Source organism: Natrinema salifodinae (assembly GCF_900110455.1).
Classification (GTDB): domain Archaea; phylum Halobacteriota; class Halobacteria; order Halobacteriales; family Natrialbaceae; genus Natrinema; species Natrinema salifodinae.
On the sequence record NZ_FOIS01000004.1, the window covers coordinates 88,777 to 101,020 of the forward strand.

General features: G+C 66.0%; 15 protein-coding genes. 6 read left to right on the forward strand and 9 right to left on the reverse strand.

The genetic code is table 11. The features are described from left to right. Positions 1-31: 31 nt before the first annotated feature. The 3 genes from BMY29_RS14795 to yjjX form a co-directional block, all read right to left on the reverse strand. A complete protein-coding gene (locus BMY29_RS14795) occupies positions 32-694 on the reverse strand; it encodes an HAD family hydrolase (RefSeq protein ID WP_049989676.1) in 663 nt (220 codons plus the stop codon). A 109-nt stretch (positions 695-803) separates the two neighbouring features. Then, positions 804-1,025: a DUF7123 family protein gene (locus BMY29_RS14800; protein ID WP_049989677.1), complete on the reverse strand. Its 222-nt coding sequence runs from the start codon at positions 1,023-1,025 to the stop codon at positions 804-806. Positions 1,026-1,279: 254 nt separating this feature from the next. Next, on the reverse strand, positions 1,280-1,804 hold the full coding sequence (gene yjjX, locus BMY29_RS14805) for an inosine/xanthosine triphosphatase (protein ID WP_049989678.1): 525 nt from the start codon (positions 1,802-1,804) through the stop codon (positions 1,280-1,282). 217 nt (positions 1,805-2,021) lie between these two features. Between yjjX and BMY29_RS14810 the strand changes: the two genes are divergently transcribed. From BMY29_RS14810 to BMY29_RS21180, 4 genes are all read left to right on the forward strand, one after another. Continuing rightward, on the forward strand, positions 2,022-3,008 hold the full coding sequence (locus BMY29_RS14810; RefSeq protein WP_049989679.1) for a transcription initiation factor IIB: 987 nt from the start codon (positions 2,022-2,024) through the stop codon (positions 3,006-3,008). Between the two features lie 83 nt (positions 3,009-3,091). Continuing rightward, positions 3,092-3,766: a type I 3-dehydroquinate dehydratase gene (locus tag BMY29_RS14815; RefSeq protein WP_049989680.1), complete on the forward strand. Its 675-nt coding sequence runs from the start codon at positions 3,092-3,094 to the stop codon at positions 3,764-3,766. Between the two features lie 130 nt (positions 3,767-3,896). Beyond that, positions 3,897-4,337: a zinc ribbon domain-containing protein gene (locus BMY29_RS14820; RefSeq protein WP_049989681.1), complete on the forward strand. Its 441-nt coding sequence runs from the start codon at positions 3,897-3,899 to the stop codon at positions 4,335-4,337. Positions 4,338-4,545: 208 nt separating this feature from the next. Further along, positions 4,546-4,722 carry a DUF7331 family protein gene (locus tag BMY29_RS21180; RefSeq protein WP_173424889.1) on the forward strand — a complete coding sequence of 59 codons (177 nt, stop codon included), beginning with the start codon at positions 4,546-4,548 and terminating at the stop codon, positions 4,720-4,722. Positions 4,723-4,814: 92 nt separating this feature from the next. Here BMY29_RS21180 and BMY29_RS14825 read toward each other — a convergent pair whose 3' ends face one another. The 3 genes from BMY29_RS14825 to BMY29_RS14835 all read right to left on the reverse strand — a co-directional run bounded on the left by BMY29_RS14825 (position 4,815) and on the right by BMY29_RS14835 (position 8,345). Next, complete coding sequence (locus BMY29_RS14825) at positions 4,815-6,068, reverse strand: NADH dehydrogenase (protein ID WP_049989682.1); 1,254 nt, start codon at positions 6,066-6,068, stop codon at positions 4,815-4,817. Positions 6,069-6,286: 218 nt separating this feature from the next. Beyond that, the gene (locus tag BMY29_RS14830) at positions 6,287-7,471 is read right to left on the reverse strand and encodes a 3-dehydroquinate synthase II (protein WP_049989683.1); all 1,185 of its coding nucleotides are present in this window, start codon (positions 7,469-7,471) and stop codon (positions 6,287-6,289) included. Between the two features lie 439 nt (positions 7,472-7,910). Further along, positions 7,911-8,345, reverse strand: a complete 435-nt coding sequence (locus tag BMY29_RS14835) for a hypothetical protein (protein WP_143067718.1) — start codon at positions 8,343-8,345, stop codon at positions 7,911-7,913. Between the two features lie 175 nt (positions 8,346-8,520). Here BMY29_RS14835 and BMY29_RS14840 point away from each other — a divergent pair, with 175 nt between their 5' ends. Next, positions 8,521-9,192 carry an HAD family hydrolase gene (locus BMY29_RS14840; protein ID WP_049989685.1) on the forward strand — a complete coding sequence of 224 codons (672 nt, stop codon included), beginning with the start codon at positions 8,521-8,523 and terminating at the stop codon, positions 9,190-9,192. A 13-nt stretch (positions 9,193-9,205) separates the two neighbouring features. Here BMY29_RS14840 and BMY29_RS14845 read toward each other — a convergent pair whose 3' ends face one another. From BMY29_RS14845 to BMY29_RS14855, 3 genes are all read right to left on the reverse strand, one after another. Further along, complete coding sequence (locus BMY29_RS14845) at positions 9,206-9,748, reverse strand: hypothetical protein (RefSeq protein ID WP_049989686.1); 543 nt, start codon at positions 9,746-9,748, stop codon at positions 9,206-9,208. Between the two features lie 57 nt (positions 9,749-9,805). Next, positions 9,806-10,378 carry a SprT family zinc-dependent metalloprotease gene (locus tag BMY29_RS14850; protein ID WP_049989766.1) on the reverse strand — a complete coding sequence of 191 codons (573 nt, stop codon included), beginning with the start codon at positions 10,376-10,378 and terminating at the stop codon, positions 9,806-9,808. Between the two features lie 85 nt (positions 10,379-10,463). Beyond that, a complete protein-coding gene (locus tag BMY29_RS14855) occupies positions 10,464-11,075 on the reverse strand; it encodes a poly-gamma-glutamate hydrolase family protein (protein ID WP_049989687.1) in 612 nt (203 codons plus the stop codon). Between the two features lie 184 nt (positions 11,076-11,259). Between BMY29_RS14855 and BMY29_RS14860 the strand changes: the two genes are divergently transcribed. Next, the gene (locus BMY29_RS14860; protein ID WP_049989688.1) at positions 11,260-12,237 is read left to right on the forward strand and encodes a cation diffusion facilitator family transporter; all 978 of its coding nucleotides are present in this window, start codon (positions 11,260-11,262) and stop codon (positions 12,235-12,237) included. The last annotated feature ends 7 nt before the right edge of the window (positions 12,238-12,244 follow it).

Here is a 12,244-nt window from a genome sequence, read left to right on the forward strand (position 1 = left end):
GACGCTGTTACTTCGGTTCGACAGTTTGCGCTTATGCGTTCGCTCCGTCGACGATATCCAGTAGCTCGATCAGTGACTCGAGTTCGTAGGTCGCGCCCGCCGGTCGGTCGCGGTCGCGGTTGTGGGGTCGTCGGACGTACGCGGTCTCCAGCCCGGCCGCCCGACCGGCGGTGACGTCTTTCGCCGAGTCGCCGACGTAAAGCCCCTCGCTGACGCCGAGCGTGTCGAGCGCGTCCTCGATGTAGTAGGGGGCGGGCTTGCGGCGCTCGTAGCCTTCGAACGTGGGATCACGGCCGCGGACGACCGCGAAATCGAACCCGAAGTGATCGGCGACGAATTCGGCGGTCTCGTGGCGGTTGTTGGTGACAAGGCCGATCGACGTCCGATCGCCGAGTTCGTGAATCGCATCGATATCGTCGTACGTCCCGCGCTCGCCCGAGCGGAGCCGGTCGTGGGTGCCGTTCGAGGCGTACGTCTCCTTCAGTTCCCAGAACCGCGCGGGATCGATCCCGAGGTCCGCGCAGTGCGCTCTAATCCGTTCGTAGTCGTGGCGCCTGAAATCGCGTCGCTGGGCGGGCGTCGGGTCGGCGCCGAGCTCGGCGAGCGCGGCGTCACCGGCGTCTGCGTACACCTGCGGATCGGTCCGAGGTCCGTCGAGGATGATCCCGTCCATGTCGAACAGTACCGGCGTCATTCGACACGAAATCGTACGTCGCGGGTAAAAGAGGTTCGGCGTCGCGCGTGACTCTCGGAACGATCGGTAAAATACGGAGAGAGAAGCGAGAGCTGGCGACGTGCCGGGCTTAAATATCGACTTTCCAGGTGGTGCTGGAGGAGTAACCCCATTTTTCGATCTCCACGTTATAATCTCCCTCCTGGAGTGCGGTGATGTTCGAGCCGACCTCTTTCGCCGTCATTCCGAGCTCCTTGCCGATGAGGCGGGACTTGAAGTACGTCTTGGTCGCCGCGTTCTCCCGGAGGTACTCCAGAATCCGCTGTTGTTTGCTCGTGAGGTCGGGCGCCATTGCAGTGCTCATACACAACGGGATGACAGGAACGGCCTTAGGGGGTTTGGTACGCGCGGTTAACCGACCGCAGTCGTGCGATTTCACCGGGGAGTAATCGGCGAATAATCGGACGGAAAGGTTTCGTTGGTACGTCCGGTTAAAACATCCCGGGTGCGGACTGTCGTTTGTTCGTGATCGTTACCGGCCGACGGGAGCCGATCGGCGGGTCCGACCAGCGGGGAGCGGTGCGGATGCGTCGACGCCGGTGACGGTCACGCGTCGACGTCGTAATACGGTGTTACGAACGGTCCGAACGCGCAGGCGACCGCTTCGCCGAGCGCATCCGCGCGGTCGGTCAGCCCGTCCGTGAGCGCGCCGGCGGCGCCGTCCGACTCGGCGACGTTCTCGGTTCCGAGCAGGTCGTCCATCACCGGTCCCAGCTCCGCACCGTCGTCGAGTCGCGCCGCGACCCCGTCGGGAAGCCGCAGCGTCGGCCCGCCGCCCCGTCCCACTCGCTCGCCGTCGGTGACGGCAGCCCACATGATCAGCGAGAGGCCAGGTGTCCCGTCCAGCCGGGCAACCCCGCCTTCGAGGCCGACGCCGTAGTCGGCGTCGGCTGCGGCGAGCGCACGGCGGGCGCGGTTCTCCGCGCCGGTGACGGTCTCCTCGATCGACCAGGGCTGTTCGCTGACGCCGGAGTCGACGTTGACCGCGGTGACGGTCGGCTCGTATCTTGCGAGCGTCCGCTCGACCGCGTCGACCTTGACCGGGTTCGTGCTCCCGACTGCGAGTTTCATACCACCCGTTCGAACGGGGTGTAGTTGGAGGCTCCGCTTCGGAACTCCTTCCCTGCTTGAATGTTACTCTTCATCATGCTCTTTTCCTCGAATTATCCGGTTTCGCTGGGGATCTGGCCGAGATTTCGAAACCATTAAACCTCGAGTGTCTGAACGTGGAAGGTAACGATCCGCCCGGGCTTTTGCGATCGGTTCGGCCGGGAGCACTCGCCATCGCATGACTAACGCACCATCGAACACGAGAGTACGACGTAGCGAACACGAAACGAGCGAACAGGAGACCGAAACCGAGACGCAAGACCAGGATCTCGTTTGCCCCGAGTGTGCGGGCAACCTCGTCGTCGACGACGAACACGGCGAGACCGTCTGCGAGGACTGCGGCCTGGTCGTCGAAGAGGACTCGGTCGACCGCGGCCCCGAGTGGCGCGCGTTCGACGCCGCCGAGAAAAACGAGAAGTCCCGCGTCGGCGCCCCGACCACGAACACGATGCACGACAAGGGGCTGTCGACGAACATCGACTGGCGCAACAAGGACGCCTACGGCAACTCGCTGGGCTCGCGCCAGCGCGAGAAGATGCAGCGCCTGCGCAAGTGGAACGAGCGCTTCCGTACCCGCGACTCCAAGGAGCGCAACCTCAAGCAGGCCCTGGGTGAGATCGACCGGATGGCCTCCGCGCTCGGCCTCCCCAACAACGTCCGCGAGACCGCCTCTGTCATCTACCGGCGTGCGCTCGACGAAGACCTCCTGCCCGGACGCTCCATCGAGGGCGTCTCGACGGCCTGCGTCTACGCCGCCGCCCGCCAGGCGGGCGTCCCCCGCAGCTTAGACGAGATCGCGGACGTCTCCCGCGTCGAGAAAAACGAGATCGCGCGCACCTACCGCTACGTGGTCCGCGAACTCGGCCTCGAAGTCCAGCCCGCCGACCCCGAGAGCTACGTCCCCCGCTTCGCCTCGGGCCTGGAGCTCTCCGACGAGGCCGAACACCGCGCGCGCTCGCTGCTCCAGAACGCCAAGGAGAAAGGCGTCCACTCCGGGAAGTCGCCGGTCGGCCTCGCGGCCGCCGCGGTCTACGCCGCCGCCCTGCTGACCAACGAAAAGACCACCCAGGCCGCCGTCTCCGACGTCGCCGACATCTCCGAAGTGACGATCCGGAACCGCTACCACGAACTCCTCGAAGCCGAGGACACGATCGGCCTGGCGTAACCGTCTCGCCGCATCTTCGCTTCGTCGCTCGCCGGTCGGCGGAACGACACCGTTTTTGCCGTTCTCGTCCGCAGTTGAGCACGATGAGCCTGCAGTTCGATTCCTTCGTCCTCGCAGCGTCGACGGCGGATCTCGCGGACGCAGCCGATCCCGTCGCTCGCGAGCACGCCGACGCGATCGAGTTCCGAATGGACCTGGCCGACGAACCGCTCGCCGCGCTCGAGGACTACGACGGCGAGGTGCCGATCCTCGCGACCAACCGCGCCGAGTGGGAGGGCGGCGAGGCGAGCGACGACGGCCGGCTCGAGGCGCTAGCCGAGGCGACCACCGTCGACGGCGTCGAAGCGATCGACGTCGAACTCGAGTCGATCCTCGCGGACGAGGCCGACGAGCTACTCGAGACCGCACGCGACGTCTCGATCGTCGCGTCGGCCCACGACTTCGAGGGGACCCCGCCACGAAACGAGCTGGTCCGCACGCTGACCGAGGCCGGCAAGCACGCCGACGTCGCGAAGGTGGCTGTCACGGCCGAATCGAAAGCCGATACCCTCGCGTTGCTCTCGGCGACCGAACAGCTGACTGCCCACGGCGACGCCGTCGCGACGATGGCGATGGGCGACGTCGGACGCCACACGCGCGCGGTCGCGCCGGTGTACGGTTCGAAGATCGGCTACGCGCCCGTCGACCCCGACGACGCGACCGCGCCAGGCCAGTACGATCTCGAGACGCTCGCGGGCCTGATCGGGAGTCTCGACTGATCCGCTCGCGTTCGACGAACGGGAACGTGTTACCGGAGACGGCCGATTCGGCAGCCGTCTTTGCTGCAAGCTGAAAAACAATCGAAATCGGAACGTTAAGGGTGGGGATCCCCTACCATCTCCACGTACAATGACATGGCTCCGTGCGCTCCTCGCTGCCGGCCTCTCGGTTCTCATGCCCGGCGCGGGACACGCCCTCGTTCGGGACTGGCTCCGCGCCGTCGGCTTTGCCGGCCTCTTCCTCGCGGCGAGCGCGATCCTCCTGCCGATCGATCAGGTCGCGGCCCTCGGCCCGATCACGAGCTCCGGCGACCTCTCCAAGTACGCGACCGTCATGACCGAGGAAACCGGCCAGATGACGCAGTTCTTCCTCTCGTTTATCGCCCTGTTCGCCGCGATCGACGCGACCTTCCGCGCGCTCGGCTTCCCGCCAGGCGGGACCGACGACGACGGCGCGACGTGCCCGCACTGCGGGAAGGAAATCGACGAGGAACTCGAGTTCTGCCACTGGTGTACGACGCGGCTCGACCCCGACCCCGAGACGGCCGACGACGGCCCCGTTCGTCCGTAAATCACGGCCCCGCGGGGCGCGGCTACTCGATCGCGCGATATAACCACGCTAGTACTACTTTGCCGGGACCCTTTTCATCGCGCGTCGGATATCGCGGACAGCGACGTCGATCGCCTGGCACGGCCCGTGGCCCGCGACCCGCGGCCGCGAGACGTGAGATGCAACCCGTCGGCTGCGAGCGACGGCCGCGATCGACGGGAGTACTTCGATGCGAACGGACGATACCAGCACCTATCACGACGACCGCGGCGAACAGCTCTCGGGAGCGAGCGACGAATTCGAGCGGTACGTGAGCTACGCGGACGGCGACGGGACGATCATCTGCGATCGCCGAAACCCGTCCGCCTGGCTCCGGTCGACGGCCGTCCGACCGTGTCGGCGGTAACCGACTGGAACGCCGCCGACGGACGACCCGTCGTCGACGTCAATCGGCGAGCGGCGGCTCCGGCTGCCGGCGGCGCCGGCGGCAGTCGGCGATCAGCGACACCGGGAACAGACAAACCCGGTCGGCTCGACGGCCGTGAGCTGCGTCTCCGGCAACGACCGCCCGCACTCGGCACAGCGGGCCCAGTAGATCCGGTCCGCATCGGATTCGTCCTCGGCTGCGCGCGCGGCGGCATCCGCGCCCGCGTCCGCTCGCTCGATCGTGATCGACCGATCGCCGATCTCGGTGACCGTCCCGTCGATCGGCGCGTGCTGTGCGATGCTGATCCCGTCGGCCGGCCTGGCGATCATCTCGTTCGTCTCGACCTCGTCGCCGGGACGGACGATCGGCTCGCTGGGAACCACCAGGCCCTCGAACGCGGGGTTCGTGATCAGGGGTACTTCGACGCGATCCGGAACGAGCGTCTCGGTCGGTTCGGTCTCGTGAACGGACTGCTTCCAGGCCGCGGACGCGAGGACGTTGACGCGGCCGCCGCTCCCGAGACGATTGTCCGCGACGACTGAGTCGTCCAGGACGAGCAAACAGTTCGTCCGCTTGCGAACGCCGAACTCCTCGGGCGGCCGCTGGATCTCGAAGCACCACCCCGGGCCGCCGTCGAGGATGACCTCGTTCCCGGCGAGCCCGTCGGTTCGACCCGCCGCCTCGAGGAGGTCCGTGGCGGGCGTTCCGATCGGCACCTCGAGGAAGCGGTGGGTGGGGACCCGGCCGTCGACGTGGACGAACTTCCGGGTCACCGGTTCGTCCTCGACGAGCGCGCGGTAGACGTTGTAGAGCGTCTCGGTGTTCTGGACGATCCAGCCGTAGTCCATCGGGAGATCATCGCCCCGAATCACCTCGCCCGCGACGAGCCGCATGAGGACGCTCTCCATCCCGAATTCGTACTTGTCTTCGGTGTAGGCGATGACGAGCCCCGTCTCGGCCTCGCCGACCGGGAGGTCGGCCGGCTCGTAGATCGTCGCGTCGGTCGCCGCCTCCAACTCTCCCAGCCACTCCTCGCGGTTGGACCGCTTGGCGCCGACGACGATCCGGTCGAACGCGCGATCGAGCAGCCCCTCGAACAGCGCGACTAACTCTTCGGTGCGCGCACGTCCCAGCCACTTGTCCATGTAGTAGTTCGGTTCGCTCTCCTGGTGGTTCACCAACAGCGAGTCGACCGCCTCGAGGCGTTCCCACTTCGCGTAGGTCGGAAATCCGGCGCCCCCTGCGCCCGCCAGGCCGGCGTTGCGCAGCGTCACCGCGAATTCGGGCAGCTCGACCGCTTTGACTTGCTCTCGAGTGACGCTCATAGCACGCGTATATTGATGCTAGCAACCACCATAGAGGTTGGTCGTTCGTTCTCCGGAAACCCGTGAAAAATTGGGCGTTAGGCCGTGACTCGGTGCATGATGCGGTGACTGTCACCGGGACTGGGAGATGGTCGGTCGATCGCGGTCGAACGGCCCGTCGGCTGTGGTGGATGCTAGCAATTAACTGTGTCGGTGAAGCGAGAAGACGTCGAAACCGGTTATTTCTCGATGATGCTCTCCTCGACGGGCTCGCCGAAGTGGCGGGCCGTGTCCTCGGAGTACAGCAGGATCTCGTCGCCGGATTCGAGGTCCGTGACCGCCTTACGACCCTCCGAGGAGGCGACCTTGATCGTCTCGGCGTTCTGGAGCAGCGTCTCGATGCGGTCGCCGTCGTCGGTCTCCAGGCCGATCCGGAACATCGGCCGCTGTTCGATCTTGACCCGGCCGACGATGGCCTCGCGGGTATTGCCGTCGGTGTCGATGACCTGAACCTCGTCGCCGCTCTGAAGCTCCGAGAGGTACTTCGTGCCGCCGTCGGGCGTGCGGACGTAGGCGTGGACCGCGCCTGCGTTGACCCGGAAGGGGCGGGAGGCGACGTACGGCGACTCGGCGGTCTCGGCGTGGACGAAGACCAGGCCGCGGCTCATCGAGCCGACGAGCATCCCCTCGTCGTGTTCGAGCAGGTTGCCGGTGTCGACGCAGACTCGGTCGGCGCTGCCGGCCCGCTCGACGTCGAGCACCTCGGCGTACTCCAGGTCGAGGGTCTCGCGCTCGGCCTCGTCGCGAACCTCGACGGTCTCGCGGATCTCGTCGGGGTCGTCCGAGTCGAGCAGGACGGCGTCGGCGCCGATCTCGAGGGTTTCGAAGGCCGTCTTGGCCTCCTCGGCGCTGGTGACGCCGGCGATCAGGTCGGTCTCCTCGCCGATGCGCGCGATCAGGTTCTCGAGCGGGATGATCGTCCAGTCCTCGCCGACGACGATCGTGTGCTCGGCCTCCTCGGCGGCCGCTTCGGCGAAGCGTTCGTACTCCTTGCCGAGGATGCGGACGTACGCGCCACGGTCGAAGTCGCCGTCGCGGCGCAGCGTCGAGAGGTCCGCCGAGCCCGAGAAGTCCTCGGGCAGTTCGATCGTCGCGTCGCCCTCGCCGGCCTTGCCGACGACGACCGAATCCGCCTGCGCGGGCGGGTCGCCGTCCTCGTCTTCGGCGTCGTCGACGAGGGTCACGTCCCCGTCGGTCCGGAACGCCGCGACGTTGATATCGCCGAGTTCGCGGACGCGTTCCACGTCGTCTTCGTCGACCAGTACCCAGTCTGCGCCCGCTTCGAGCGCGGCGGTGATCCGCTCCCGGCGGTCGTCCCAGTCGCCGACTGCGTCGTCGGCTTTTACCCAGACAGCTCGCGTCATAAATCGACCCTCGAAGGGAACCGGCTTGAACGTGGCGGATCGGGCAGGGGCGACAGGTGATCGATTCGATACCGGCGGGCGTCGAACCGCCGTACGGGTCGATCGGCAGCCCGTTCCGACTCTCACGACCGATCGAACGTTCCGATACTCTGAACAGTAGCGACAGTAATGATAGTACGGATATTTTAGCAGAAAATGAATAGCGCGGCCCTTATCGCCGACTATAGTAGCCACTGAAAGTCAATGCACACCCGATCGCATGACAGACGTGCGATCGGTGTGTAAATCGTTTCAGTTGTTACTATATTGCAACGCCTACGCGAGAAGACGAGCAGTGACTGGGCGATCACGTAAGACCTTTCCAGCAGATCAGCCGATAGCGAGGGTATAGTGCTGATATGGATTCAATATGGCTTCGTTGATCTTCTGACTGACCAAATTACTGGTCTCGAACTGTCGCGCAGCCGTAGATCGGTGTTATTTCCTCTTCTGTCGCCATTTGGTAATAGATGACCAGACTCGCTGACGTCCCTTCTGAACAACCATCCTCGGGATAGGTACCGACACCATCCCGAGGTGCCCACGGGAACTGTACAGGGTTGGTATCGTCGATGGTAACGGTAACCTCTCTCGGAGTACCGTCAATGATCCTGTTCTCGTCGGCTGATCGGGCACCAAGCTCGTATTCGTGGTCGAAGATTGTCTCTCCAGCCTTGTTAGTTACGGTGACCACGAAGTCGTGTGGTTTCTCGGCGCCATTATACATATTAGCGTAGTGACGGTCGGACTCCTCTTCAAGGAAGGTAGAGCAACCCGCGAGGGTTGCGCTAGTGAGGGTCGCTATCGAGGTGAGTAGGTTTCGCCGAGAGACCATACAAATTAGACACATATAGGAGGACAAATATTTTATCAGATATCCTCCAAATAGCTAACTTATGTGTGTCTGAATTAACATACACGGGCGATAAGGGAGTCTAGTTGAAACGACGACCAGAAGAGGTTCGACTCGGCGAAACGTTGAGGGCGCCGCCGCACCTACGAGCGAGCAGATGGCTGTCTACGACGCGATCTGTTTCGATCTCGATCGGACTCTCTGCGAGCCCACCCAGGACGCCGCCGACCTGCTCGACGCGACGTTCGACCACACCGGCCGCGAGCGGTTCTGTACGCCCGCGGATCTGCGAGCCGCGGTGCCCGATCTGCCGACCGCCGAGACGGATCGGGAGTTCTACGAACACCTCTTCGCCGAAGTCGCGCGCCGCGCCGGCGTCGAGTCCGACGTCGCGCCGGACCTTGCCGCGGAGTACCTCGAGTTGCAGGACCCGACCGCGGTGCAGTTCCGACCAGGCGCGCGAGCCGCGCTCGACCACGCCCGCGACCGGGGTCGCGTCGGCCTGATCACGAACGGCGGCCGGAAGACACAGACGCAGAAGCTCCGGTCGCTGGGGATCGAGGACGCGTTCGACGTGCGGGTGTTCACCGACCCCAGCGCCGGGATCTACCCGAAGCCGGACGCGGCTCCCTTCGAGTACGCGCTCGCCGAACTCGACGTCGCGCCGGATGCAGCGATCCACGTCGGCGACTCGCTGCACGCCGACGTCGCGGGCGCCAACGCGATGGGTCTGGACTCCGCCTGGCTCGACACCGGCCGCGACGGCCCCCGCGAGCACGAGCCGACCTACGAACTCGCGTCGCTCGAGGCGTTCGAGACGGTCGTCTGAGCCGCGTCGATCGCTACCGGTCGTTCGGCAGCAGATCCATGTGAACGACCGCCTGGTACTGGGTGTCGGTCCCCTCCGAGAGGCGCTTGAGTAGCGCCGCCGCGTTCGGGACGCTCTCGGGCAGTTCGAACGGGTCGTTCTCGTCCTCTCCCCGTCGCTTGCAGAGCTTGACGAACGCCGCCAGGTTCTCGGTGACTCCCGACCGGACGTAGACCACGCCGACATCGCGGTCGAGTCGCTCTCGCCAGTCCTCGATCACGGGCTCGATCGCGCGGCGGGGCTGTTGCATGCGCTCGGCCAACTCCTCGGCGTCGACGTCGACGGCCGCCTCCTCGCCCAGTCCGTCGAAGACCGCTTGGAGGTCGTCCGTCTGCTCTTCGATCGACGGCGCGTCGGCCTCCGCGTCGAGCAACTCGGCGACGGCCTCGACCTCCTCGCGCCGGACCGCGACGGGGTAGACGAAGTCGTGGGTCTCCTTCGGCAGCGCGTACGACTGCCCCTCGACGCCCTGATCGCCGGTTCCGGACCGGCCCAACATCAAGTCGAGAATTCCCATATCTGAACGGGGTATCGAGAGGTGAATAAGTGTTCCGTGGTCGAGACGACGGCGGCGCTACCAGTCGTCGCCGAGCGCCGCCTTCGCGCCGCCGTAGCCGCTCGCGGTCGTCCAGATCCGCCCGCTGGCCGCGTGCTCGACCTCGTAGGAGCCGCCGCAGGCGCCACAGCGGTACCGATCGGGCGCTTTCACCGGCTTCGAGGCGCGGTGGCGCTTTGCGGTCCAGTCGCAGTCGGCCCCGAGACACCGGAGGACGTACCGCGGGTCCGCGAACTCCTCGCAGTGGCGCGGCGCGTCCAGCCGCGCGGCCGCCTCGCGGAAGCGCGCGCCGTGGCCGGACTCGCCGAAGCGCTGGAACTCCCAGGCGTGGACGAGTTCGTGGCGGACGATCCCGGCGAACGCCGGCCACTCGTAGCGCTCGTAGGCTCGCCTGGCGAGCACAATCGTCGCCGTCTCGCGGGCGGCGTCCCAGCGACACGCGCCGGCGCGGCGCTTCGCGCGTTTCGAAACAGTCCACTCGAGGGCGGCGAGGTCGACAGCTAGGTCGTACTCGTCGACGACCTCGCGGGCGTGGATCCGCGCGCGGGCGAGGATCTCGTCCGCGAGCGTCAGTCGTTCGCCGTCGGTCACGTACGGGCCGATGGAACGCAAACGGGGACCGAAGGGCTTTCGATTCCGCCGATGGGGGACCGTCGACCCGGTGGGCCGGACGGCTCTATGACGAACGGCGGAATCCGTCTCCGTCCTCGATCAGTGCTTCGAGCGCCGCGACGACCCGGTCGCGTTCGTCCTCGCGAACGACAAGGCTCTGCTCGAGTTGTAGCCCGCCCCGATCGCCCCGCGCGAGCCAGTTGACGAAGTTGTTCGGGCTGGCACCGGCGTACGGTCCGTCCGAAACCGCCTCGACCGGGGGCGTGACCGCCGCGTCGAGTCGATCGCTGACGCAGCGTTTGACTGCGAGGTCGATCCCGCCGCCGACGACGACCCGATCGCCGGCGAGCCCGTGCAGGCTGATCACGGTCTCGAAGCCCCGATCGGCGATCGTCTCGAGCAGCGGGTACTCGTCCGGACCGATCGCCGAGGAGGGCGGGTGCCACAGGTCGAACTCCTCGCCGTCTTCGTGGTAGCCGAGACACGCCCAACAGCTGGCGTCGGACAGCCGGGTCGCGAGTTCGAGCGCCTGCTCGGCTGTTCCCGGTTCGACCCGCCCGCCGTGTGCGGCACAGACCAGCACCTCGTCGTTCGATCCGTCGTCGTAGAGGAATTCGGAGTAGTGTCCCGTATCGGTCCGCTCGAGCGGTTGCGTCGTGATGGTCGGCCGTGACACGGACGCAGCCTATGACGGACGGGAGGATAACTGTTCGACCCGCGGGAGCCGGGTGCGAACGACGGCGGCGACGCGCTCCCGCCCGTTGTTAGTAACTAATCTGCGAATAGTTAGTAAGAACGGTGCATAATACGGCGTCTAATAGCAGCTGGATTAATAAGCGAGTACCTCCGAGATCGAACTAATGAGTCCCCACGAGTCGGCGCACGCCCACGACGACTCGCCCTCCCGCGACGATCACGGTCACGGGCACGAACACGATCATAGCCACGGTCACGGACACGGCGACGGGAACACGAGCAGCCGCAAGCTCGCCGCGGTCTCGCTCATCAACGTCGTCGGCTTCGTCGTCGAACTCGCCGGCGGCCTGGCGTTCGGTTCGGTCGCGCTCATCAGCGACGCCATCCACATGCTCTTCGACGCGCTAGCGTACGTGATGGCCTTCGCGGCGGCCTACGTCGCCGAGCACTACGGCGAGGGCGAGCGCTGGACGTACGGTCTCCACCGCCTCGAGCCGTTCGCCGCGTTCGTCAACGGACTGTTGCTTCTGCCGATGGTCGGGTTCATCCTCTGGGAGTCGTATCACCGGTTCCTCGAGCCCGTCGCCATCGGCACCGCTCCGACGCTCGCGATCGCGACGGGCGGCCTGCTGGTCAACGTCGGTTCGGTCGCCGTCCTCCACGGCGACGCGATGAGTCTCAACGAGCGGGGCGCGTTCTACCACCTGCTGGGCGACGCCGGCGGCTCCGTCGCCGTCATCGTCTCCGTGCTCGTCGTCGAGTGGACCGGGCACCGGATCGTCGACCCGATCACCGCGGCCCTGATCGCCGCCGTCGTGGCCTGGTCGGCCGTCAGAGTCCTGCGCGGCAGCGGCGAGATCTTCTTCCTGAAGACGCCCCTGGAGAGCGACGAGATCCGCGGGCACATCCGCGAGCTCGACGGCGTCGATCGGGTCGACGACTTCCACGCCTGGCAGATCTGCAGCCAGATCACGGTCGCGACGGTCCACCTCGAAACGGGCGTCGAGACGATGACGGAAGCGGAGTCGGTGGTTGACCGCGTCCACGACGAACTCGCCCACCACGGCGTCGATCACGCGACCGTCGAGGTATCGCCCAGCTACACCGATCGCGACGTGTATCTGGATACGCACTGCCACTGAACGTGGC